We start from the raw sequence: 21,989 nt of genomic DNA on the forward strand, positions 1-21,989 counted from the left end.
ACACCTCCGTCCACACTGGAGGTTCAGGGCGAGCGGTCGTCGTCGCGCAGATGCGCGACGAACGCTGCACCCGGTTTACGATCCAGAGGTGATGCAATGAAGACGATTCAAAGATTTGCAGCCGGTACGTTTGCTGCGGCGATGCTGCTCGGCCTCGGGGCCTGCGCAGGGATGTCCACCCAGGACAAGAACACGGCGATCGGCGCCGGGGCCGGCGCCATCGGGGGCGCGGTGCTCACGGGGGGCAGCACCCTTGGCACGGTCGGCGGCGCAGCCGTCGGCGGGGTGATCGGTCACGAAGTCAGCAAGCGCAAGTAAGCCGGCACCCGCTCCCCCTGACCGGAGGAGCGGGTCTGGTGGCTGGCTGGCACGCCGTCCCTCCGATCGGCCCGATCCTGGCAAGATTCAAGTCCCAGTCAAGTCCCCGTTCGCCCGACATCCCGGGCTTTTCCTGCCGCCTGTCCATCCTTGGCCCGCCTGATCCTCCTCAACAAGCCCTTCGGGGCGCTGTGCCAGTTCTCCGGCGGGGAAGGGCGGCCGACGCTTGCGGACTTCGTCGCGGTGCCGGGCGTCTATCCGGCGGGCCGGCTGGACGCCGACAGCGAGGGCCTGCTGCTGCTGACCGATGACGGCGCGCTCCAGCATCGCATCGCGGATCCGCGGCACAAGCTGCCCAAGCTCTACCTGGTGCAGGTCGAGGGGGTGCCCGACGAGACGGCGCTGCAGGCGCTGCGCGGCGGCGTGGACTTGCGCGACGGCCGAACGCTGCCGTGCGAAGCCAGGCAATGCGAGCCGCCGGCCTGGCTGTGGCCGCGCGACCCGCCGGTGCGCATGCGCAAGACGGTGCCGGATGCGTGGCTGGAGATCGTGCTGCGCGAGGGGCGCAACCGGCAGGTGCGGCGCATGACCGCGGCGGTGGGCCTGCCCACGCTGCGGCTGGTGCGGCTCGCCGTCGGGCCCTGGCGGGTCGAGGGGCTTGCACCGGGGCAGTGGCGCGACGCGCAGCTCACGCGGCCGCCTTCCGGGCCGCTCGCGCCGGAGCGGGGAGGCCTGCGCGGGCGCCGCGGCGGCTGAAAATCGGCGCTGTCGCTGTCGCTGTCGCTGTCGCTGTCGCTGCGTCACTCCCCCGCGTCATTCCCGTTCTGCAGAAGACGCATGAAATGGGCGACGCCGACCAGCTTGTCCACCGGCACGACGAAGGCGATACCGTGGCCCACCTCCTCGAGGCCTGCCGCGCGCTCGATCTCGGCGAGGATCGCGTCGGCCCGGTCCGCGCGCACCACCGTGAGCAGTATCTCCTTCTCCGGCTCGATGGACACTCCGAAGATTTTCTCCCGCTCGTTGACGCCCGCGCCGCGGCCGAGCAGGACGGTGCCGCCGCGGGCGCCGGCGCTCACCGAGGCTTCGAGCACCGTGCTGCCCCAGCCCTTGCGGACGATGGTGACGATCAGGGAGTAGGTCTCATCAGACATTTTCACGGTCTCCTGGGGCGCGCCTGCCAGCGGATCAGCACGCCAAGCGTCATCACGGAAAGCACCGGCGCAAGCGCGATCAGTGCCACCAGGCCCAGTCCCTGCACGAGAGGATCCTGGCCCGCGCTGGCCGACGACGCACCGAGGGCCAGGGCCAGCAGGAAGCTGTTGGCGAGCGGTCCGGTGGCCACGCCGCCGGAATCGAAGGCGATTGCGACGAAGTCCCGGTCGCTGAGCCACAGCGCCGCCAGCGCGAGCCCATAGCCTGGCAGCACGAACCACAGCAGCGGGATGCCGTGGATGATCCTCAGCATGCCGGCGGCCACCGAGGCGGCGACCCCCACGCAGATCGCAAGCAGAACCATCGAGCCGCGGATCGCTCCGCCGGAGGCTTCCTCGACCTCGTTGGCCAGCACGCGAACCGCCGGCTCCCCCCAGGCAGTGACGAAACCGAGGACGGCTCCGAAGGATGCCGCCATCCAGCTGCTCGGCAGCGTCGCCACCGCCTCGCCGATCAGCTTGCCGAACGGCAGGAAGGCGATGCTGACGCCGAGCAGGAAGAGGAACAGGCCGGCCCCCGCCACCAGCGTCCCGACCAGGATGCGCGACACCTCCTTGACGGGAAGCCCGAGGAACAGCACCTGGAACACCAGGAAGAGCAGCAGCAGCGGCGCCACCGCCACCGCCACGCTCCAGGCGGTCGCGGCGGCGAGCTCGAGCATGGCGACGCCGCTCACGCCAGCCAGCCGACGAGCAGCACGACGATGATCGGGCCCAGCGAGGCGAGTCCCAGCAGGCCGAAGCCGTCGAGGGCGCCAGAGGGCCGGGCGAGCACCGAACCGACGCCCAGCGCCAGCGCCAGCAGGACCGGCGTGGTGAGGACTCCGGTCGTGACGCTGCCGGCGTCGTAGGCCAGCGGCGCGACCGACGGCGGTGCGAGCAGCGAGAGCGCGAGGACGGCGACGAGCGCGACCGCGAGCAGCCGGTTCAGGGGGAAGCCGAAGACGATGCGCAGCAGCGCCGCCGCTGCGAAGAGGCCGACGCCGGCGGCGATCAGGTAGACCAGACGGCGCTCGGGAATGCCGTCGTCCGAGGCGGCGGCGACCTGACCGGCGAGGATCAGGACATCCGGCTCGGCGACCGTGGTGACGAACCCGAGGGCCGCAGCCACCCCTGCGATCAGCAGGATCGAGCCCTTGCGCGGCAGTTCCGCGCCAATGAAGCGGCCCATTGGCAGGATTCCGTGCTCGATTCCCGCGAACAGCAGCAGCATGCCGATCGCCGCGAGCGCCGCGCCCGCGAGAAACTGGAGGAACTGCGCAAGGGGGGCATGGACGAACGTGAGCTGCATGACGCAGACCGTGGCGATCAGCGGCGCGATCGCCCTGAGCACTTCGTTCAGCTTGGAGGCAAGCAGCTTCAGCATCGACCGACCTCTCGAACAGGCTCGCCGCGACCCCGGCGGTCCGCCCGGTGAACCGGACGAACCGCGACCGTGCCGATCCCGGGCGAGGGTCAGTCCGGCAGGTCGCCCGGACCGTAGGTGGACGGCACCACGCCCGGCACGGTAGCCGCGCGCCGCGACAGCCAGTACTGGTAGGGCGGGGGCAACATCTCGAATTTCGGGTCGACGCCCAGCTTCTGCGCGGCGTCCATCGCCCAGTTCGGGTTGTAGAGCATCTCACGCGCCAGTGCGATCAGGTCGGCGCGGCCGTCCTGCAGGATGCGCTCCGCCTGCTGCGCGTGCACGATCAGGCCGACGGCCATGGTCAGCACGCCGGCCTCGCGGCGAATTCGCTCGGCGTAGGGCACCTGGTAGTCGTAGGCGGGCGCCACCGACGGCGCCTTGCCGAGGATGCCGCCCGAGCTGCAGTCGATCACATCGACGCCCAGCGGCTTGACCTCTTTGGCAAGCGCAATGCTCTGCTCCGGGCCCCAGCCGGCGTCGTCCTCGGCCGACAGTCGCAGGAACAGCGGTTTGTCCTGCGGCCAGTGGGCGCGCACCGCCTCGACTACCTCGATCGCGAAGCGCATCCGGTTGCGTTCCGAGCCGCCGTAGTCGTCGGTGCGCTGGTTGGCCGCCGGCGAGAGGAATTCGTGGATCAGGAAACCGTGCGCGCCGTGGATCTCGACGACGTCGAAGCCTGCGGTGTGCGCGCGTGCAGCCGCCTTGCCGAAGGCTTGCGCCACCGCGGCGATCTCGGCGCGCTCCAGCGCGCGCGGCACGGGCGAGCGCTCGTCCGCGGCAATCGCGCTCGGGGCCACCAGCTCCCAGGCGTCCCAGTCATCGACGTCGGCGCTGCGCTCCAGCGGGCGGCCGCCTTCCCAGGGACGGCCGGTGCGGGCCTTGCGTCCGGAATGCCCCAGCTGGATGCCGGCCACCGAGCCGCAGCCCTTGATGAAGTCGACGATGCGGGCCAGGCCAGGGATGAAGGCGTCGTCCCACAGGCCCAGGTCGCCGAGCGTGCCGCAGCCGCGCCGCTCCACCTTGGTGGACTCCATCATCACGAAGCCGGCGCCGCCGGCCGCATAGCGGCCGGCATTCATCAGGTGCCAGTCGTTGGCGAAGCCGCGCACCGCGGAGTACTGGTGCATCGGCGCGACCACGATCCGGTTGGGCAGGGTGACGCCGCGCATGGAGAGCGGGGTGAAGAGCAGGGGATGGGCCATCGGGGTCGGGGTTCCTTTCTATTGCTGCTGCAGGCTGCGCATTGCTGCCGCGCAGCGCTCGATGTAGCGGTTTCGGGGGCTTCGCGCTTGGCCGCGGAGCGAGGGTCTCTGCTCGATCGCTTCATGCCAGGCTGGCCCGGTTCGCCCGCGCAGGCGGAACAGCGCCGCTGCGGGTGGCAGGCTCAAACTGGTGCCGCTCATGGGGTGGCAGGCTGCGCAAGCCGTGCTCGGCGTTGCCCGCACGACCGACCAGCGGTCGGGCCTCGTCGGTGTGCGCGGCCGTGGTGAGGACGACGAGCGGCGGGCGTCAACGGACCGCGCCCGCCGCGTCGCTCACGCGCCGCGGCCGCGGCCGGAGCCCTCGGCGCGCGGCGGCTGCTTGCCGTCCCGCGTGGCGGCGCGCGCCGGCTGCTTGGAAGGTGATTTGACCTGGGCGCGGGCAGGGGCCGAGGCCTTGGTGGCGCGCGCTTCGGCCTTGGGCTTCGGGGCCGCTGCAGGGCGGGCCACGACGCGCACGCGGCTGGCCGGCGCTGCCTTGGCCGACGACCTGGTGTGCTGCGTCGCCTTGGGCGCCGGCGCGCGCGGCGCGATCCCGGCAGTACGGACCACGCGTGCCGGAGCGGCCTTGGCCGGTGCCTCCGCCGCTGCCGTGGGCGCCGGCTGCGGCGTCTCCGGTACGTCGGCGACGCGAACGAAACCGGGCCTGGTCGCGGTGGCGACGATGGAGCGGTTGCCCTCCTCGTTGGTCAGCAGCGTCTGGGTGGCCGCCGGCTGCACCAGCAGGCGCATGCCGCGGCGCACGCCGCGCTTGACGTCGTTCCAGGCGGTCAGCGTGGCCGCCGTCAGGCCATAGCTGCGGGCGATGCCCGCCAGCGATTCCTTGGTCCGGACGGTGTGGTACTGGGCCGGCTTGCTGATCTCTTCATAGACGCGGGGCGCGACGAAGCTCTCGACCCGGCTCTCGTCCTCGACCGACTTCTGCGGGGCGATGATCCGCGTGCCTGCGACGATCCGCTGCGATTCGCGCAGGCTGTTCGCCTTGAGGATCTCCTCCGGCTGAACGCCGGCGCGCTCGGCCACGGCCTCGATGTTCTCGCCGGGCTTGAGCGTGTACGGCTGCCAGGTCGCCAGCGGCTTGTCGGCCTTCTCGTGGCGCTCGAGTGCCGCCATGAAGGAATCGACCCGCTCCGCCGGCAGCTTGATCTGGTTGTTGCGGGAAGCCGAGATCACCGGACGGTTGTGCGCCGGGTTCAGCGCGACGAACTCGGCGACGGTCATGCCGGCGAATTTGGCGGCCAGCTTCAGGTCGATCGGGCGGGTCTTCTCGAGGGTGACGAAATAGGGCCGGTTGGGCAGCGCCGGCAGCGCGATGCCGAACTCGTCGGCGCGCTGCAGGATGTGCTTTAGAGCGATCAGCTTGGGCACGTAGTGCCGCGTCTCGGCGGGCATGTCCAGGCTGAGGTAGTCGGTGGGGCGGCCGCGCAGCTGGTTCTTGCGCACCGCGCGCGCCACCGAGCCTTCGCCCCAGTTGTACGAGGCCAGCGCGAGGAACCAGTCGTTGCCGTGCATCGCGTAGATGCGCTGCAGGTAGTCGAGCGCCGCGTGGGTCGACTTGACCGGGTCGCGCCGGTTGTCCACCCACCAGTTCTGGTGCAGGTTGTACTGCTTGCCGGTGGACGGAATGAACTGCCACAGCCCTGCGGCCTGCGCGGAGGACACCGCGGACGGGTTCATCGCGCTCTCGACGAAGGGCAGCAGCGCGAGCTCGGTGGGCAGGCCGCGGCGCTCGAGCTCCTCGACGATGTAGAAGAGGTAGCGCTCGCCGCGCTGGAACATCCGCTGCAGGTACTCCGGGCGCGATGTGTAGAAGCGCTCTTTCTCGGCGACCAGCGCGGTGTCGAGCTCGGGCATCGCGAAGCCCGCGCGGATCCGCACCCAGAGGTCGGCGTGCGCCTGGGCGGAGGCGGTGTCGCGGGGCGCTTCCGTGGAGCGGCGCTTCTCGGCGGCGAAGACCTTGGGGGCTTCGGGCGTCGTCGGTGCGGGCGCAACTGCGGCCGTTCGCGCCGGAACCGGGACGGCGACGCTGGGCGCGGCCCCGGGTTCGGAGACTTCGCCGATCGAGGCGCAGCCGGTGAAAAGGGTGGTTAACAATGCCGCTGCGGCCCCAAGGCGCGCTGCGCCGGGGCCGGAATTGCGAAGTCGCTGCAACGGCTTCTCCTAAGTCTTTGATTCGTATACGGAAACGACGGATGTCATCAGGTGCCGTCCTGCGATGCTAAAAGAGCTTCCGGACCAGGTCAAGCGCCGTCGACGACGGGCTGCCGGACGGCGCAGGATGGCCGGCGGGCAGCGCTCATCGGAACACGTTCTTCCAGTCCCGGATGGCGCCGAAGCACTCGGCCTCGGACGCCGGTTCATGGCCCAGCCGGGCCGCTGCGGCGGCCCGCACCGACGGCAGGCGCGAGCGCATGAAGGGGTTGGTGGCAAGCTCGGTGGCCAGGCTGCTGGGGACGGTTGCCAGGCCCTGCGCGCGCATCCGTTCGACCTCGGTCAGGCGTTCGGTCACCGCGCCGGTCGCCGGCTCCACCGCGGCGGCGAAGCGCAGGTTGGACAGCGTGTACTCGTGGGCGCAGAACACCAGCGTCTGCGCCGGCAGCGCGGCGAGGCGGTCGAGCGACGCCAGCATCTGTGCGGGGGTGCCTTCGAACAGCCGGCCGCAGCCGCCCGCAAAGAGCGTGTCGCCGCAGAACAGCAGCGGCCTGGGGTCGTCGCCGAGGCGCTCCAGGAAATAGGCGATGTGGCCGCGCGTGTGGCCCGGCACGTCGATCACGCGCAGCGACAGCCCCATCGAATCGAGCTGCGCGGTGTCGCCGCCGGCCAGCCTGCGGTCGACCCCCTCGATGTCCTCGTCGCGCGGGCCGAGCACCACCGGTCCGCGGGCGCGCAGGCGCTCGACGCCGCCCGTGTGGTCGGGATGGTGATGGGTCAGTACAATCGCGCTCAGCTCCAGGCCTTCCCGGTCGAGCAGGGCCTCGACGGGGCCGGCGTCGCCAGGATCCACGACCGCGACAGAGCGCGTCCCCGGGGCGCGGATCAGCCAGATGTAGTTGTCGCTGAATGCGGGGATCGCATCGACCAGGGGGTGCGCTTGCGCACGATGGTGCCAGGCAGTCATCAGGGAGTCACCGTCATCTTGAACGATCCGATTATAGGAGCCGGACAGCCGCCGGGCGTGTCGCCGGCCTCGGACTACCTGCTGCGATGGGAGCAGGAGCGCTTCGACGCGGCGGTTGCCGACGTGTTCGGGTATTACGCGCTGCAGTTCGCGCTGCCGGGGCTGGACTGCCTGCGGACGAACCGCATCTCCTGCCGCGTCGAGGCCCGCCTGCCGTGCAGCGCAGGCCTGGAAGGCCCGCTGGCGGCCGCGCCACAACCTGCGGCGCCGGTGCAGCCGCAGGCGCCGCTGCGCCGCGCGCTGGTCCGGGTGGAACGCCCCGAGGAGCTTCCGTTCGCCACCCAGTCGCTCGACCTGGTCGCGCTGCCGCATGTGCTGGAGGCTTCGACGGATCCCCACGAGGTGCTGCGCGAAGTCGAGCGCGTGCTGCGGCCCGAGGGACGCCTGATCGTCTCCGGACTCAACCCGATCAGTCTTTGGGGCGCGCGCCAGCTGCTGCCGGGCGGGCTGCCCTGGGCGCTGCCGCCGCCGCAGCACCTGATCGCCCAGCCCAGGCTGCGCGACTGGCTCAAGCTGCTGGGCCTCGAGCCCGACCGGGCGCAGTACGGCTGCTACCGGCCCTATTGCCGCACCAGCGCCTGGCTGGAGCGGACCGCCTTCCTGGAACGCCCGGGCGATCGCTGGTGGCCGATCTGCGGCGCGGTGTACATGCTGTCGGCAGTGAAGCGGGTGCGGGCGATGCGCCTGGTGGGACCAGCCTGGAAGAAGCCGGCGGCGGCGCGCGCCGCCGCACCGGCTGCGGTGGCCTCGACCCAGGCCGGCGCCGCCCCGCCGGTGGGCGGGGGCAGCGCACGGGTCAGCGGTACATGTAGTCGCGAGACAGCGGCAGCGGACTGACGGCGCCTTTTTCCTCCTGGCGCGGTCGCACCGCCAGCAACTGGTAGATGTTCACCCAGTTGTGCGCGAACGCATGCGCGCAGCCCGCGAGATAGAGCCGCCAGATCCGCGCGCGGCGCTCGCCGGCCATCCCTGTGAGCCGGGCCAGGTTGGCCTCGAAGGCGTCCGACCAGAACCACAGCGTCTGTGCGTAATGCCTGCGCAGCGACTCGGCATCGGTCAGCTCGAGGCCGGCCGCCGACAGCTCGCGGATCGCCAGTGAGACGTGGGGCAGTTCGCCGTCGGGAAACACGTAGCGGTCGATGAACTCGCCGGCGCCCATGCCGACGCTGCGGCTCTCGGCGTCGGCCGAGGTGATGCCATGGTTCAGCGCGACGCCGCCGGGCGTCAGCAGGCGGTGCACCACGTCGAAGTAGCCGCGCAGGTTCTTCAGGCCGACGTGCTCGAACATTCCCACCGAAGAGATGCGCTCGAACACACCATCGCCGGGGATGTCGCGGTAGTCCTGCAGGCGGATCTCCACCTGCCCGTCGAGCCCGGCGGCCCTCACGCGCTCGCTGGCCAGCTCGAACTGATTCGTCGACAGGGTCACGCCGACGACCCGCACGCCATGGTTGCGGGCGGCGTGGATCGCCAGTGCGCCCCAGCCGCAGCCGATGTCGAGCAGCGTCTGGCCGGGCTCGAGCATCAGCTTGCGGCAGATGTGCTCCAGCTTCTGGGTCTGCGCGGTGGCGAGGTCTTCGTCGCCACTGCGGAAGTAGGCGCAGGAATAGACCATCTGCGGGTCCAGCCACAACGAGTAGAACTCGTTGGAGACGTCGTAGTGGTACTCGATTGCCTTGCGGTCGCTCTTGCGGGTGTGACGGCTGAGCCAGTCGGGCAGCAGGCCGCGGGAGTCGCCGGCCGAATGGTGGCGTGCAAGGCCTTCGGCGACCTCGACGACAGAGCGGATCGGGCCCTCGACGTCGATCAGGCCCTCGACGAAGGCTTCGCCGAGGGAATCGAGCGAGGGCTTGAGGAAGTGCCGTGCCGCCTGGGGGTTGTTCAGGCGCACGCTGACCCTGGGCGCGTCGTTCAGCGGAACCGTGGCGCCGTTCCAGAGGGTCACCGCCAGTGGCAGCGGCTGTCGCTGGCGCAACCGCTCGAGATACCCGGCCACCTGCCTTTCCAGCATCTGTTTCCTCCTGGGGGTGTCGCGGGACACCCCGAAATCGGATCGTGCTTCGCGAATTAGAATGCGCGGCGGGGTTGCAGGGCAAGCCTGAAGTCGCGCAGGCGCCCGTCGGCAGGGGCCAGCGCGCGATTCCTCCTGAACGTTGAATGGAAGCCGATGGACGATCCAGTCGAGATTTACACCGATGGCGCCTGCAAGGGCAACCCCGGCCCGGGCGGCTGGGGCGCGCTGCTGCGCGTGCGCGGCGAGGAGAAGGAACTGTTCGGCGGCGAGCGGCAGACCACCAACAACAGGATGGAGCTGACCGCGGTCATCCGGGCGCTGGAGGCGCTGGCGGGGCCGTCCAGGGTGGCGGTGCACACCGACTCGCAGTACGTGCAGAAGGGCATCAGCGAGTGGATCAAGGGATGGAAGGCGCGCGGCTGGCTGACCTCGGATCGCAAGCCCGTCAAGAACGCGGATCTCTGGCGCGAGCTGGATGCGCTCGCGGCGAAGCACGAGGTTCAGTGGCACTGGGTGCGGGGTCACGCGGGGCATCCGGAGAACGAGCGCGCCGACGTGCTGGCCAACCGGGGCGTGGCGGCGGCGCGCTGACCGGAGGCGCTCGGCGCGGACCCGGGGCCCATGGCGCCGCCCGGACGGCATGCTAGATTGGGTTTTCACGGAGTGACTCGATGAAGAAGGTTTCGGTGATCTTGCTGGCCGTCGCGGGCCTCCTGGCGCTCGGCTGGTGGGGATACCGGTCGCAGCGCGTCGCGCCGGGGGCTGCGGTCGAGATCACGGAGGCCAGGAGTCCGGCTGCGGCTGCCCGCCCGGGAGGCGCTGCGGCGTCGCGCCCCGGCGGCAGTGCGGCCGCCGGTCCGGTCGGCGTCGAGGTCGCGCAGGCGGCCGCGATGGCGATGGCCGACGAGGTGCAGGCGGTGGGCACCCTCAAGGCCAATGAATCGGTGGTGGTCCGGCCCGAGATCGCCGGGCGGATCGTCGCGATCGGCTTCTCCGACGGTGCCCGCGTTGCCAGGGGCGCGCTGCTGGTGTCGCTCGATGCGTCGGTGCTTGCGGCGCAGGCCGAGCAGGCGCGGGCGGAGCTCGCGCTCGCCCAGACCAGCTTCGAGCGCACGCGAGACCTCGCCGGCCGCCAGTTCGTGAGCGGCAGCGCGCTCGACCAGGCGGCCGCGACGCTGAAGGTCCAGCAGGCGCGGCTGTCGCTTGCCGAGGCGCAGCTGGCCAAGACCCGCATCAGGGCGCCGTTCGGCGGAGTCCTCGGCCTGCGCAACGTGAGCGTCGGCGAGGTCGTCAAGGACGGCGCCGAACTGGTCATGCTGGAGGACGTCTCCAGCATGAAGGTGGACCTCCGCCTGCCGGAGCGTTTCCTGGGGCAGTTGCGGCCGGGCCAGTCGATCGGGGTCGAGGTCGATGCCTTCCCCGGCAAGTCCTTTCTCGCCACGCTCGACGCGCTCGACGCCCAGGTCGATGCCAACGGCCGCTCGGTGCTCGCGCGCGGCCGGCTGGCCAACCCGGACGGCGCGCTGCGCTCGGGAATGTTCGCCAAGGCCAGGATCGTCCTGCGCGAGAAGCCGCAGGCCACGGTTGTGCCCGAGGAGGCGATCCTGCCCGTCGGCGCTGACAGCTTCATTTTCCGCATCGAGGATGGCAAGGCGCTGCGAGTCGCGGTTCGCACCGGGCTGCGCCGCGACGGGCGCGTCGAGATCCTCGATGGCGTGCGGCCCGGCGACACGGTGGTGGTGGCCGGCCACCAGCGGCTGACCCGCGATGCGATGGCGGTGCGGGTGGTGGACGCGGGCGCGGCGCAGGAGGCGGCCCCGGGTCCGGGTCCGGCTTCGGGTCCGGCGGCGGGCGCGGCTGCGCGCGGAGGCTGACATGGTCCTCTCCGACATCTGCATCCGCCGGCCGGTGTTCGCCACCGTGCTGTCGCTGGTGATCGTGCTGCTGGGCTTCGTGTCCTACTCGCGGTTGCAGGTGCGCGAGTACCCGAAGATCGACGAGCCGGTGGTCACGGTCAGCGCCACGTACATGGGGGCGTCGGCCGAGATCGTCGAGACCCAGGTCACCAAGCCGATGGAGGACTCGATCGCGGGCATCGAGGGCGTCGACGTGCTGACCTCGATCTCGCGCCCCGAGCGCAGCCAGATCACCGTGCGCTTCCGCCTCGACCGGGATCCCGACGGCGCGGCCGCCGACGTCCGCGACCGCGTCGCCCGGGTGCGCGCGCGCCTGCCGCAGGAGGTCGATGAGCCGGTGGTCGCCAAGGTCGAGGCCGACGCCAACCCCATCATCTGGCTGGCCTTCTCCAGCGAATCGCTCTCGCCGCTGGAGGTGTCGGACGTCGCCAACCGCTTCGTCAAGCCGCGCCTGCAGACCCTGCCCGGCGCGGCCGACGTGCGCGTCTTCGGCGAGCGCAAGTACTCGATGCGCATCTGGCTGGACCCCGACCGGCTCGCCGGTTTCGGGCTCACGCCACTCGACGTCGAGGATGCGCTGCGGCGCCAGAACGTGGAGGTGCCCGCCGGCCGCATCGAGAGCCAGCAGCGCGAGTTCACCGTCGTTTCGAAGACCGACCTGCAGAGGGCGCAGGAGTTCGAGGGCGTGGTGGTGCGCACCGTCAACGGCTACCCGGTGCGGGTCCGCGACGTCGCGCGGGTGGCGGTCGGAGCGATGGACGAGCGCACCAGCGTGCGCTTCAACGGCCGGCCGGCGATCTCGCTGGGCCTGATCAAGCAGGCCACGGCCAATCCGCTGGACCTGGCCCAGGCGCTGAAGGACGAGCTGCCGCGCATCCAGGCGGAGCTGCCGGCCGGTGTCACCGTCGAGATCGCGAACGACACCACGCTGTTCATCGAGCGCTCGATCCAGTCGGTCTACGTCACCATCGCCGAGGCCGTGCTGCTGGTGGCGCTGGTGATCTTCCTGTTCCTGGGCTCGTTGCGCGCCAGCCTCGTGCCGCTGATCACGATCCCGGTCTGCCTGATCGGCGCGTTCGCCCTCATGCTGGCGGCCGGCTTCTCGATCAACACGCTGACGCTGCTGGCCCTGGTGCTGGCGATCGGCCTGGTGGTCGACGACGCGATCGTCGTGCTCGAGAACATCCACCGGCACATCGAGGACGGCATGGAGCCGGTGCAGGCGGCCTTCCGCGGCGCGCGCGAGGTCGGCTTCGCGGTGGTGGCGATGACGCTCACCCTGGCCGCGGTCTACGCGCCGGTCGCCTTCACCACCGGGCGCACCGGCCGGCTGTTCATCGAGTTCGCGCTGACGCTGGCCGGCGCGGTGCTGGTTTCCGGCTTCGTCGCACTCACGCTGTCGCCGATGATGTGCTCGAAGCTGCTGCGCCACGAGGCCAACCCGGGGCGCCTGGTGCGCGGCATCGACCGCGGTCTGGGCGCGCTCTCGCGCGGCTACGCGCGGCTGCTGGGCTGGACCCTGAGCCGGCGCTGGCTGGTGGTGGCGGTCGGACTCGCCGTGGCAGCCGGCAGCGGCGTGCTCTGGAACATGCTCAAGCAGGAGCTGGCGCCGGTCGAGGACCGGGCGACCATCGTCACCATCTTCAATGGCCCCGACGGCGCCTCGGTCGACTACACGCGCCGCTATGCCGAGCAGATCGAGCGCATCATGCTCGACATCCCGGAGGTGAACCGGGCCTTCGTCGTCGCGGGCAGCCCGACCGCGACGCAGGGCATCAGCTTCACGCGCACCATCGACTGGAGCGAGCGCGAGCGCTCGGTGCAGGAGATCATCCGCGAGATCCAGCCCAAGCTGCTGAAGATTCCCGGCGTGCTGGCCTTCGCGGTGGCGCCGGCCTCGCTCGGCCAGTCGCCGCGCTCGCGTCCGGTCAACTTCGTCGTGCTCAGCTCGGACACGCACGAGAAGATGCTCGAGACCATCACGCCGATGCTCGAGGAGCTCCAGCGCGACCCGCGGCTGCAGGGCGTGGACAGCGACCTGAAGCTGAACAAGCCCGAGATCAGCGTGCGCATCGACCGCGATCGCGCCGCGGATGCCGGCGTTGCGGTCGAGTCGATCGGCCGCGCCCTCGAGACCTCGCTCGGCGGCCGCCAGGTGACCCGCTTCAAGCGTGACGGCGAGCAGTACGACGTGGTCGTCCAGTTCGACCCCGCGCGGCGCACCACGCCCGGCGACATCTCCAACATCTTCGTCCGCGCGCGCAACGACACGATGGTGCCGCTGTCCAGCCTCGTGACGGCCCGCGAGACGGTGGCCGCGCGGGAGCTGAACCACTTCTCGCAGCGGCGCGCGGTCACGATCACCGCCAACCTTGCGCCGGGGACCTCGCTCGGCGAAGCGATCGGGCTGCTGGAGGAATCCGCCGCGCGTCACCTGAAGGCCGGCTACGCCTACGACTACAACGGCGAGACGCGCGAGTTCAAGCAGTCGTCGTCGGCGCTGATGGTCACTTTCGTGCTGGCGCTCGCCTTCATCTATCTGGTGCTCGCGGCCCAGTTCGAGAGCTTCATCGATCCATTGATCATCATGTTCACGGTGCCGTTGTCGATGACCGGCGCGCTGGCACTGCTCTACTGGACCGGCGGCACGATCAACGTCTACAGCCAGATCGGCCTGATCACGCTGGTCGGGCTGATCACCAAGCACGGCATCCTGATCGTCGAGTTCGCCAACCAGCTGCGCGGGCAGGGCAGGGAGCTCGTCCCGGCCGTGATCGAGTCGGCGAAGCTGCGGCTGCGGCCCATCCTGATGACCACCGGCGCGATGGTGCTCGGCGCGGTGCCGCTGGCGCTGGCCACCGGCGCCGGCGCCGAGAGCCGCCGCCAGATCGGCATGGTGATCGTCGGCGGCATGACCCTGGGCACGGTGCTCACCCTGTTCGTCGTTCCCACCGTCTACACCCTGCTGGCTCGCAGGCGCCGCGCGGCGCCGGCCGAGCCGGCCCACGGGGCCGCCGCGGCGGCCCACAGCGAGGCGCCATGAGGCAGATCGTCCTCGACACCGAAACCACCGGCCTGTCCGCCGAGGACGGCCACCGCATCATCGAGATCGGCTGCCTGGAGGTGGTCAACCGCCGCATCACCGGCGCCACGCTCCACTTCTACGTGAATCCGGAGCGCGCCATCGACGAGGGGGCGATGGCGGTGCACGGCATCACGCCGGAGATGCTCGCCGACAAGCCCCGCTTCGCCGAGGTGGCCGACCAGGTGCTCGGTTTTGTCGACGGCGCGGAGGTGATCATCCACAACGCGCCCTTCGACCTGTCCTTCCTGGACGCCGAGCTCGGCCGGCTCGGGCGCAGCGCGTTCCGCCAGTCCTGCTGCGGCGTGCTCGACACGCTCGCGATGGCGCGCGAGCTGCACCCGGGCAAGCGCAATTCGCTCGACGCGCTCTGCGACCGCTACGGCATCTCCAACGCCCACCGCAAGCTGCACGGCGCGCTGCTCGACGCTGAGCTGCTGGCCGACGTCTACCTGGCGATGACCCGCGGCCAGGAGAGCCTGGAGATCGCGCTGCACGGCGAGCACGAGCGGCGCGACGCCGGCTTCGCGGAGGACGGTTGGCCGCCCAGGGAACTGGCCGTGCTCATGCCGGCGCCGGCCGAGCTCGAGGCGCATGCCAGGCTGCTCGATGCGATCGCCAGAGACGCGAAGGGGCCCGCGCTCTGGAGCCGGCTCGAGGCGCAGGACGCCACCTAGCGCGACCCGGGGGGCGCGAGGAAGATCCGGCGCGACAAGGCGGGCGGATCGCCCGCGCGCAGGCGACTGGCAGGGGGCGCGCCAGGATCGGGTGGGCGGCGGGGAAGTGGGCTAGAATACAAGGTTCCGTTCGCTTGCCCGCCAGGTATTCCCCCCGATGAAAGAACCCCGCCACGCGCGCAGCCTGCGCGAACGCAAGTCCCATCTGTCGCCCGACGCAGAGCGTCTGGTGGCGACCGCGCTCGGACTGGCGAACTCCGGCAGCCGCAGCGAGGACCGCTACTGGGAGACCGCGCTTTCGGTGCGGCTGTCGCGGCTGCTCGAGGGCGTGAACCCGCAGGCGGTGTACGACGCCCTTGACCGCCTGAACCAGACCGACGGAGAAGCCTACGGCGCGCTGATCGAGGCGGTCGAGGACGCATCGGAGTCGCTTGAGCTCGAGGTCGACGGGCAGGCCTGGGACTGCCTGCTGGTGCTGGCGCCGATGGTGGCCTGGACGCGCTTCCGCATCCCGGTCGGCCTGCTGCCTCCGGACGCGGTTTCCGCGCTGTCGGCGCACTGGCAGGCGCACGTGCTTGCGCGCGATGCGCGCTTCTGCCTGTCCCCGTTCCTGCTCAGCGTCGACCAGCTGCCGCGCGACTTTTCCGCGCTGCGCAAGACCACGCGCAAGCTGGGCGCGCTCGCGCTGTCGGGGCAGCCGCCCAAACGCGACGCGAAATCCCTGCCTGAAACGGCCGAGATGCTGGCCGACACCCGTTTCCTGATGGGCGTGGTGGCGGTGCCGCGCGGCAAGGCGATGTTCCGCTGGCAGGAGCTCGAGGCTGGCGAGCATGCAAGCCGCGTGCAGTGCCTGGAGCAGTGGATCGCGCAGGCGCGCCCGAACCTGGAGCCGGTGCTGGCAGGCTGCGGCTTCGAGTGCCTGCTCCCCGACGCGTACCACATCAACCTGCGCGAGGCCGACCGTCGCGTGCGTCCGTACGCGATCCGCGCCGCGGTGCACTTCCTCACCCATGCGATGGCGGTCGAGCCTTCGGAGTTGCGCGCCGCGATCGCGGCCTTCGGCTCGGATCGGGTCGACGAGTTCCGCATCGGCCTGAGCGTCGAGGGCTCCGACGACGTCGTCCAGGGCGTGGTCTGGCCGCTGCTGGGGCCGGAATCCGAGACCGACGAGCCGTCGCCGCTGGAACAGGTCCGCGACACCCTGCGCGACGCGGGCGTCACGGAAATCCGGGTCTGGCCCGAGCTGAACGAGCCGGAGTACTGCGAAGACTGCGGCGCGCCGCTCTATCCGGACATGAAGGGCGAGATCGTCCACGCCGAGATGCCCGACGACGTCGAGCCCGAGGCCACGCACTTCCACTGATTCACCGGATCGCGCTCCTGGCCTGGGCGATGCGCTCGTCCAGGTAGGCGCCGTAGAAGTCCGGGGAGCCGTAGCCCACCAGGCGCTCGGCGAGTTCCCCGCCGCGGCCGAGAAAGGCCACCGTGGGCGCCACCCGGATCCCCAGCCGGCGCGCCAGCGCAGCCGGCGAATCCTCCGAGGCCCAGCCTTCGCCTCGCTCGTTCGATGCAGGCGGACGGAACGCCCGCGCATCGGCCAGGTCGAACTCCACCACCAGCACGCCACGGGCCTGCGCCTCGCGCGCAAGGTGGCCCAGCTGCTCCCTGCGGATCGCCTCGCACCAGCCGCAGCCCTCCCGGCTGAACAGCACGACCACCGGGCGGCGTTCGCGCTGCGCGCGCGCGGCCAGCTCCGCCAGCGACTCCGGCCTGGGCAGGCCGCCATGCCGCAGGGCAGCGCCCGGCTTGGCGTCAGTCGTCTGGGCGGCAGGCGATGCTTCCGCCTGCGGGGCCCCCTGCGGGGCCGCCTGCAGCGCTGCGGAAGGCAGCGCTGTGGCGGCCGACGCCGGCGGCCCGGCGGCCGAACGCCTTTCCTGCGCGACCGACGGGCCTGCCGCACTGCAGCCGAGGACGACCGCCAGCAGGGTTCGGTTCCAGAACCTGGGGATTTCCATGATGCAAGTCTAGTTTGAATTGAGCATATGCGGTTATGCGCATAAGCTAATGCAAATCAGGAATGGCGTGCCCGCGTGGCGGGCATGCGCTGCGGCAGGGGAGGGTCGGTGGACGAACTCGGTCGGGTCTTCGAAACGGTGTCGCGATACTTCTCGCTGCTCGCCGAGCCGATGCGCATCCGCATCCTGCATGCGATCTGCGACGGCGAGCGCACGGTGTCGGAGATCGTCGCCGAGACGGGCGCCACCCAGACCACGGTCTCCCGGCACCTCAACACCATGTACCGCGCGGGCGCGCTGACGCGGCGCCGCGAGGCGGCGTTCACCTACTACGGCGTCGCCGACGTCGCGCTCACCGAGATCTGCCGGACCGTCTGCGTGCACATCGCTGCGCGCCATGCCGATGGCGACAGCGAGCAGGCGGGTCTCGAGGAACTGGCGCGGGAGCTCGGCGCCGGTCGCCACGCCCCGGGCTCCTGATCCTCTTTCACGAATCAACCGGGACCACAGCATGGACTTCAGCAAGTTCTCGCCAGGGCGGATCGTCAAGGCGCCCGAGAACATCCTTGCGCCAGAGCAGATGCGCGAGGCGCAGCGCGCCCGCCGCAGCTTCATGGGCAAGGCGCTCGCGATGGGGGCGGGGGCCACCGCCGTCTCGGCGGCAGCGGCTGCCCAGGGCGACCCGGCAATCCTCAAGCTGCCCGCGCACACCACCTCGCTGGGGCAGCCGGTGGCTGCGCGCGGCTATGGCGTGCCCTCGCAATGGGAGAAGAACCTGCAGCGGCGCGAGAGCCCGGGCCTGACCCGAGTCTCGGCCGCGTCGGTGAGCTTCACTCCGCTGCAAGGGCTGTTCGGGATCATCACGCCCAATGGCCTGCACTTCGAGCGTCACCACCAGGGCTGGTTCGACATCGACCCGAGCCAGCACCGCCTGATGGTGATGGGGCTGGTGCGCGAGCCGCGGGTGTTCACGATGGACGACCTGATGCGCCTGCCCTCGGTGTCGCGCATCCACTTCATCGAGTGCGGCGCCAACACCGGAATGGAATGGGGCAACGTGGCGGTGCCCACCGTCCAGTACACCCACGGGATGCTGTCCTGCGGCGAGTACACCGGGGTGATGCTGTCGACGCTGCTCGACATGGCCGGGGTGGACCGCAGCAAGGGCAAGTTCGTGCTGGCCGAAGGCGCGGACGGCTCCTCGATGACCCGCACCATCTCGATGGAAGCGGCCATGGACGACGTGATGGTCGCCTGGGCCATGAACGGCGAGATGCTGCGTCCGGAGAACGGCTACCCGCTGCGCCTGGTGGTGCCGGGCGTGCAGGGCGTGTCCTGGGTGAAGTACCTGCGCCGCATCGAAGTCGGCGACCAGCCCTTCTACACGAAGGACGAGGTCGTTCACTACATCGACCTGATGCCCGACGGCACCCACCGCCAGTTCACTTCGGTGCAGGAGGTGAAGTCGGTGATCACCACTCCGTCGGGCGGCCAGGTGCTGCTCGACCGCGGCTACTACAACGTCACCGGGTTGGCGTGGTCCGGGCGCGGCAGGGTCAAGCGCGTCGACGTCTCCTTCGACGGCGGGCGCAACTGGCGCACCGCGCGGCTGGAGCAGCCGGTGCTGCCCAAGGCGCTCACCCGCTTCAACGTCGACTGGGCCTGGGACGGCAATCCCGCGGTGCTGCAGAGCCGTGCCATCGACGACACCGGCCACGTCCAGCCCAAGATCAACCAGCTGCGGGCGGTGCGCGGCACGCGCTCGATTTATCACAACAATGCGATCCAGTCCTGGAAAGTGTCCGAGACCGGCGAGGTGTTCAATGTCCAGGTCTACTGAGCCGGTCTCGCCAGTCTCGCTGGCGAGGCTCGCGCCGCTGCTGCTCGCCGCGAGCCTCGCCTTCGCCGCGGCGCCGGCCGCCGCGCAGCAGGGCGCAGTGAAGGCGCCGGCGCCCAGGGCTGCTGCTGCCGCCCCCTGGCAGGACATCGGCCGCACCGCGACCGCCGACGAGATCGCCGCCTGGGACATCGACGTGCGCGCCGACTTCAAGGGCCTGCCCCCGGGATCGGGCTCGGTGCTGAAGGGCCAGGAGGTGTGGGAGGCCAAGTGCGCGAGCTGCCACGGGGTGTTCGGCGAGTCCACCGAGGTGTTCACCCCGATCGTGGGCGGAACCACCAAGGAGGACATCAGGACCGGCCGGGTCGCCAACCTCATGCGCAGCGACTACCCGCAGCGCACCACGATGATGAAGCTGTCGCAGATCTCGACCCTTTGGGACTACATCAACCGCGCGATGCCCTGGAACGCGCCGAAGTCGCTCACGGTCGAGGAGGTCTATGCGGTCACCGCCTACATCCTCAACCTGGCCGACGTCGTTCCGGAGGACTACGTGCTGTCCGACCGGAACATGGCGGAGGTGCAGCAGCGCCTGCCGAACCGCAACGGCAAGCTGATGTACCAGGAGATGTGGAAAGTGGCCGGCAAGCCGGACGTCCAGGGCGTGGCCTGCATGAAGGACTGTCCGGTGGAGGCCGACGTGCGTTCCCGGCTGCCGGAGTTCGCGCGCAACGCCCATGGCAACCTGGCCGAGCAGAATCGCGTGGTCGGCCCCTTCCGGGGCGCCGACACCACCCGGCCGCCGTCGACGCAGCCGGCGGCCCTGGCCGCCGCGGCCACCACGGCCGCGGCAGTGACCCAGGTGCAGGTGGGCCGCGGCACCGCGAGCAGGCCGCCCCTGGAAATCGCCAAGGACGCTGCCTGCCTGGCCTGCCACTCGGTCGAGCGCAAGCTGGTCGGTCCCTCGTTCCGCGAGATCGCCGAGCGCTACCGGGGCGCGGCGGACGCCAGCAACACGCTGGCGCAGAAGGTGCGCAAGGGCGGCCAGGGCGCCTGGGGCGCGGTGCCCATGCCCGCCAATCCGCAGCTCAAGGAAGAGGACCTGCGTTCGCTCGTGAAATGGATCCTCGGGGGTGCCTCCTGAGAATTGCCATGTCTTCCTGCCGCAGGCGCAATTGGATGTTCCAATGCGCATCTATGTCCATACCGTTCACGTTGTTCAACAAGGAGTGCACATGAAGCTGTCCCGTCGACAGACCCTCCAGACCGCCGGCGGCCTCGGCCTGTACGGCGCGCTGGTCGCCATCGGGCTTGCGCCCGCTTCCGTCCTGGCGCAGGGCAAGGCCTTCGACGCCGCGGTCTTCCAGGCCAAGACGATGGCCGATGCGATCAAGGCGCTCGGCGCCGGCGCGCCCGCCGAGTCCAAGGATGTCGTGATCAACTCGCCCGACATCGCCGAGAACGGCGCGGTGGTGCCGGTCGGCATCCGCAGTTCGATCCCGAAGACCGACTTCATGGCGCTGCTGGTCGACAAGAACCCCAACGCGCTGGCCGGCGCCTACACGCTGCTCGAGGGCGCGGAGCCCGACGTGAACATGCGCATCAAGATGGGGCAGAGCTCCGACGTGATCGCCATCGTTCGTGCCGACGGCAAGTACTACATGGCGAAGAAAGAGATCAAGGTCACCCTGGGCGGCTGCGGCGGCTGAGGCCGGGCCTGCATGGTTCCGCGAGGCGCCCACTGGCGCGCCGGCGGAGCGGACGAACCGAAACTGGAGAGAAGAGAACATGGCTGATCCGATGCGAATCCGTGCCACTGCCAAGGAAGGCGTGGCGGACGTGCGCGTGCTGATGGCGCACGAGATGGAAACCGGCCAGCGCAAGGATGCGAGCGGTGCGCTCATCCCGGCCTGGCACATCAGCGAGGTGACCGCCTCGCTCAACGGCAAGCCGGTACTGGTGGCGCACTGGGGGCCGGCAGTCTCGAAGAACCCCTACCTGCAATTCAAGGTCAAGGGCGCCAAGGCCGGCGACAAGATCGCCGTCAGCTGGGTCGACAACAAGGGCGACAAGCGCACCGACGAGGCGACGGTCAGCTGAGCTTTTCCCGGGGCCCCGTCCGGGGCGCCCGCTGTCGTGAGCACCTCCCGGCCCATCGCAGGCCGGGACGGAAGGAAGGACGGTCCGCGAGGACCGCCGGAACCCTGGAGGAGAGCAATCCGATGACTGGATCGATGGGTGGAATGACGCGCGTGCTCGGCACTGGCGCGCTCGCGGCGGCGCTGCTGGCGCCGCTGGCGGGCGGCGCACAGGAGAACCAGACGCTCAAGGAGATCGAGCGCTACCGCGAGATGCTGCAGGACGGCAACCCCGCGGAGCTGATGGTCGCCAAGGGCGAGGATCTCTGGAAGATGAAGCGCGGTCCGAAGAACGCGAGCCTCGAGGCCTGTGACCTGGGCATCGGGCCGGGCGTGGTCAAGGGCGCGTATGCGCAGCTGCCGCGCTGGTTCGCCGACACTGGCGAAGTGATGGACTTCGAATCGCGGCTGGTGCATTGCATGGTGACGCTGCAGGGCTTCGAGCGCGACAAGGTGATCGCCAAGCCCTTCTCGGGCGCGGGGCAGTCGGCCACCGATCTCGAATCGCTCACCGCCTACGTGGTCGAGGAGTCGCGCGGAGTGACGATCGCGATCCCGCAGCGGCACGCCAAGGAGGTGGCTTCGTTCCAGCGCGGCGAGAAGATGTTCTTCTTCCGCGGCGGACCGTACGACTTCTCCTGCGCCAGCTGCCATGCGATCGACGGCCAGCGCATCCGCCTGCAGGAGCTGCCCAACCTCACGAAGAAGGAGCCCGCCCAGCGCGCCTTCGCCACCTGGCCGGCGTATCGCGTCTCGCAGGGAGCACTGCGCACGATGCAGTGGCGGCTCAACGACTGCTTCCGGCAGCAGCGCTTCCCTGAGCTGAAGTACACCTCGCAGGCGTCGATCGACCTGATCACTTTCCTCGGGGTCAACGCCAACGGCGGGAAGATGGACTCGCCCGCGATCAAGCGCTAGCCGACGGAGATTCCG

Annotated in this window: 22 protein-coding genes; 14 read left to right on the top strand and 8 right to left on the bottom strand. The window is 70.4% G+C overall.

Annotated elements, in window-relative coordinates; genetic code table 11:
- Window positions 1-96 precede the first annotated feature (96 nt).
- Entirely contained in the window at window positions 97-318 is a 222-nt protein-coding gene (locus tag HNQ70_RS05515; protein ID WP_183965073.1) for a glycine zipper 2TM domain-containing protein, read from the top strand.
- Window positions 319-468: 150 nt separating this feature from the next.
- Entirely contained in the window at window positions 469-1,074 is a 606-nt protein-coding gene (locus HNQ70_RS05520; RefSeq protein WP_183965075.1) for a pseudouridine synthase, read from the top strand.
- Between the two features lie 44 nt (window positions 1,075-1,118).
- Here the strand turns inward: HNQ70_RS05520 and HNQ70_RS05525 are convergent, their stop codons facing one another.
- The 6 genes from HNQ70_RS05525 to gloB all read right to left on the bottom strand — a co-directional run bounded on the left by HNQ70_RS05525 (window position 1,119) and on the right by gloB (window position 7,317).
- A complete protein-coding gene (locus tag HNQ70_RS05525; protein WP_183965077.1) occupies window positions 1,119-1,472 on the bottom strand; it encodes a P-II family nitrogen regulator in 354 nt (117 codons plus the stop codon).
- 2 nt (window positions 1,473-1,474) lie between these two features.
- Window positions 1,475-2,209: a DUF1538 family protein gene (locus HNQ70_RS05530; protein ID WP_221302647.1), complete on the bottom strand. Its 735-nt coding sequence runs from the start codon at window positions 2,207-2,209 to the stop codon at window positions 1,475-1,477.
- Window positions 2,206-2,898 carry a DUF1538 domain-containing protein gene (locus HNQ70_RS05535; RefSeq protein WP_183965079.1) on the bottom strand — a complete coding sequence of 231 codons (693 nt, stop codon included), beginning with the start codon at window positions 2,896-2,898 and terminating at the stop codon, window positions 2,206-2,208. The genes HNQ70_RS05530 and HNQ70_RS05535 overlap by 4 nt, the downstream gene beginning before the upstream one ends.
- 89 nt (window positions 2,899-2,987) lie before the next feature.
- Window positions 2,988-4,142, bottom strand: a complete 1,155-nt coding sequence (locus HNQ70_RS05540) for an NADH:flavin oxidoreductase/NADH oxidase (protein ID WP_183965081.1) — start codon at window positions 4,140-4,142, stop codon at window positions 2,988-2,990.
- A gap of 333 nt (window positions 4,143-4,475) precedes the next feature.
- Window positions 4,476-6,293 (bottom strand): transglycosylase SLT domain-containing protein, encoded by a 1,818-nt coding sequence (locus HNQ70_RS05545; RefSeq protein WP_183965089.1) that lies wholly within the window; start codon window positions 6,291-6,293, stop codon window positions 4,476-4,478.
- Window positions 6,294-6,495: 202 nt separating this feature from the next.
- A complete protein-coding gene (gloB, locus tag HNQ70_RS05550) occupies window positions 6,496-7,317 on the bottom strand; it encodes a hydroxyacylglutathione hydrolase (protein WP_183965091.1) in 822 nt (273 codons plus the stop codon).
- An 18-nt stretch (window positions 7,318-7,335) separates the two neighbouring features.
- On the opposite strand from gloB, the gene HNQ70_RS05555 reads away from it, so the two are divergent.
- Window positions 7,336-8,214: a class I SAM-dependent methyltransferase gene (locus HNQ70_RS05555; protein ID WP_246434730.1), complete on the top strand. Its 879-nt coding sequence runs from the start codon at window positions 7,336-7,338 to the stop codon at window positions 8,212-8,214.
- On the opposite strand, the gene HNQ70_RS05560 is transcribed toward HNQ70_RS05555, so the two are convergent.
- A complete protein-coding gene (locus tag HNQ70_RS05560) occupies window positions 8,174-9,388 on the bottom strand; it encodes an SAM-dependent methyltransferase (protein ID WP_183965093.1) in 1,215 nt (404 codons plus the stop codon). The genes HNQ70_RS05555 and HNQ70_RS05560 overlap by 41 nt on opposite strands.
- Window positions 9,389-9,544: 156 nt before the next feature.
- On the opposite strand from HNQ70_RS05560, the gene rnhA reads away from it, so the two are divergent.
- From rnhA to HNQ70_RS05585, 5 genes are all read left to right on the top strand, one after another.
- On the top strand, window positions 9,545-9,982 hold the full coding sequence (gene rnhA / locus HNQ70_RS05565) for a ribonuclease HI (protein ID WP_183965095.1): 438 nt from the start codon (window positions 9,545-9,547) through the stop codon (window positions 9,980-9,982).
- An 80-nt stretch (window positions 9,983-10,062) separates the two neighbouring features.
- Window positions 10,063-11,265, top strand: coding sequence for an efflux RND transporter periplasmic adaptor subunit (locus HNQ70_RS05570; protein WP_183965097.1), 1,203 nt, complete (start codon window positions 10,063-10,065; stop codon window positions 11,263-11,265).
- 1 nt (window position 11,266) lies between these two features.
- On the top strand, window positions 11,267-14,350 hold the full coding sequence (locus tag HNQ70_RS05575) for an efflux RND transporter permease subunit (protein ID WP_183965099.1): 3,084 nt from the start codon (window positions 11,267-11,269) through the stop codon (window positions 14,348-14,350).
- Window positions 14,347-15,066, top strand: coding sequence for a DNA polymerase III subunit epsilon (dnaQ, locus tag HNQ70_RS05580; protein WP_183965101.1), 720 nt, complete (start codon window positions 14,347-14,349; stop codon window positions 15,064-15,066). The genes HNQ70_RS05575 and dnaQ overlap by 4 nt, the downstream gene beginning before the upstream one ends.
- Window positions 15,067-15,223: 157 nt before the next feature.
- Complete coding sequence (locus HNQ70_RS05585; RefSeq protein WP_183965103.1) at window positions 15,224-16,429, top strand: DUF2863 family protein; 1,206 nt, start codon at window positions 15,224-15,226, stop codon at window positions 16,427-16,429.
- A gap of 1 nt (window position 16,430) precedes the next feature.
- Here the strand turns inward: HNQ70_RS05585 and HNQ70_RS05590 are convergent, their stop codons facing one another.
- Window positions 16,431-17,081 (bottom strand): thioredoxin fold domain-containing protein, encoded by a 651-nt coding sequence (locus HNQ70_RS05590; protein WP_183965105.1) that lies wholly within the window; start codon window positions 17,079-17,081, stop codon window positions 16,431-16,433.
- A 108-nt stretch (window positions 17,082-17,189) separates the two neighbouring features.
- On the opposite strand from HNQ70_RS05590, the gene HNQ70_RS05595 reads away from it, so the two are divergent.
- The 6 genes from HNQ70_RS05595 (at window position 17,190) to soxA (ending at window position 21,974) form a co-directional block, all read left to right on the top strand.
- A complete protein-coding gene (locus HNQ70_RS05595; protein ID WP_343060654.1) occupies window positions 17,190-17,561 on the top strand; it encodes an ArsR/SmtB family transcription factor in 372 nt (123 codons plus the stop codon).
- 100 nt (window positions 17,562-17,661) lie between these two features.
- The gene (soxC, locus tag HNQ70_RS05600) at window positions 17,662-18,921 is read left to right on the top strand and encodes a sulfite dehydrogenase (protein WP_425504337.1); all 1,260 of its coding nucleotides are present in this window, start codon (window positions 17,662-17,664) and stop codon (window positions 18,919-18,921) included.
- A complete protein-coding gene (locus HNQ70_RS05605) occupies window positions 18,905-20,062 on the top strand; it encodes a c-type cytochrome (protein ID WP_183965109.1) in 1,158 nt (385 codons plus the stop codon). The genes soxC and HNQ70_RS05605 overlap by 17 nt, the downstream gene beginning before the upstream one ends.
- A gap of 91 nt (window positions 20,063-20,153) precedes the next feature.
- Window positions 20,154-20,627, top strand: a complete 474-nt coding sequence (gene soxY, locus HNQ70_RS05610) for a thiosulfate oxidation carrier protein SoxY (protein WP_183965111.1) — start codon at window positions 20,154-20,156, stop codon at window positions 20,625-20,627.
- Between the two features lie 79 nt (window positions 20,628-20,706).
- Window positions 20,707-21,018: a thiosulfate oxidation carrier complex protein SoxZ gene (gene soxZ / locus HNQ70_RS05615; RefSeq protein WP_183965113.1), complete on the top strand. Its 312-nt coding sequence runs from the start codon at window positions 20,707-20,709 to the stop codon at window positions 21,016-21,018.
- 143 nt (window positions 21,019-21,161) lie between these two features.
- On the top strand, window positions 21,162-21,974 hold the full coding sequence (soxA, locus tag HNQ70_RS05620) for a sulfur oxidation c-type cytochrome SoxA (protein WP_183965512.1): 813 nt from the start codon (window positions 21,162-21,164) through the stop codon (window positions 21,972-21,974).
- The last annotated feature ends 15 nt before the right edge of the window (window positions 21,975-21,989 follow it).

Origin of the sequence: Quisquiliibacterium transsilvanicum, assembly GCF_014202215.1 — a bacterium.
GTDB classification, from domain to species: Bacteria; Pseudomonadota; Gammaproteobacteria; order Burkholderiales; family Burkholderiaceae_E; genus Quisquiliibacterium; species Quisquiliibacterium transsilvanicum.

Bases quoted from the DNA above. Each gene is read 5' to 3' on its own strand.
- HNQ70_RS05515 (WP_183965073.1), top strand. From the start codon at position 97: ATGAAGACGATTCAAAGATTTGCAGCCGGTACGTTTGCTGCGGCGATG.
- HNQ70_RS05525 (WP_183965077.1), bottom strand. From the start codon at position 1,472: ATGTCTGATGAGACCTACTCCCTGATCGTCACCATCGTCCGCAAGGGC.
- HNQ70_RS05535 (WP_183965079.1), bottom strand. From the start codon at position 2,898: ATGCTGAAGCTGCTTGCCTCCAAGCTGAACGAAGTGCTCAGGGCGATC.
- HNQ70_RS05540 (WP_183965081.1), bottom strand. From the start codon at position 4,142: ATGGCCCATCCCCTGCTCTTCACCCCGCTCTCCATGCGCGGCGTCACC.
- gloB (WP_183965091.1), bottom strand. From the start codon at position 7,317: ATGACTGCCTGGCACCATCGTGCGCAAGCGCACCCCCTGGTCGATGCG.
- HNQ70_RS05560 (WP_183965093.1), bottom strand. From the start codon at position 9,388: ATGCTGGAAAGGCAGGTGGCCGGGTATCTCGAGCGGTTGCGCCAGCGA.
- rnhA (WP_183965095.1), top strand. From the start codon at position 9,545: ATGGACGATCCAGTCGAGATTTACACCGATGGCGCCTGCAAGGGCAAC.
- HNQ70_RS05570 (WP_183965097.1), top strand. From the start codon at position 10,063: ATGAAGAAGGTTTCGGTGATCTTGCTGGCCGTCGCGGGCCTCCTGGCG.
- HNQ70_RS05575 (WP_183965099.1), top strand. From the start codon at position 11,267: ATGGTCCTCTCCGACATCTGCATCCGCCGGCCGGTGTTCGCCACCGTG.
- dnaQ (WP_183965101.1), top strand. From the start codon at position 14,347: ATGAGGCAGATCGTCCTCGACACCGAAACCACCGGCCTGTCCGCCGAG.
- HNQ70_RS05585 (WP_183965103.1), top strand. From the start codon at position 15,224: ATGAAAGAACCCCGCCACGCGCGCAGCCTGCGCGAACGCAAGTCCCAT.
- HNQ70_RS05590 (WP_183965105.1), bottom strand. From the start codon at position 17,081: ATGGAAATCCCCAGGTTCTGGAACCGAACCCTGCTGGCGGTCGTCCTC.
- soxC (WP_425504337.1), top strand. From the start codon at position 17,662: ATGCGCGAGGCGCAGCGCGCCCGCCGCAGCTTCATGGGCAAGGCGCTC.
- HNQ70_RS05605 (WP_183965109.1), top strand. From the start codon at position 18,905: ATGTCCAGGTCTACTGAGCCGGTCTCGCCAGTCTCGCTGGCGAGGCTC.
- soxY (WP_183965111.1), top strand. From the start codon at position 20,154: ATGAAGCTGTCCCGTCGACAGACCCTCCAGACCGCCGGCGGCCTCGGC.
- soxZ (WP_183965113.1), top strand. From the start codon at position 20,707: ATGGCTGATCCGATGCGAATCCGTGCCACTGCCAAGGAAGGCGTGGCG.
- soxA (WP_183965512.1), top strand. From the start codon at position 21,162: ATGACGCGCGTGCTCGGCACTGGCGCGCTCGCGGCGGCGCTGCTGGCG.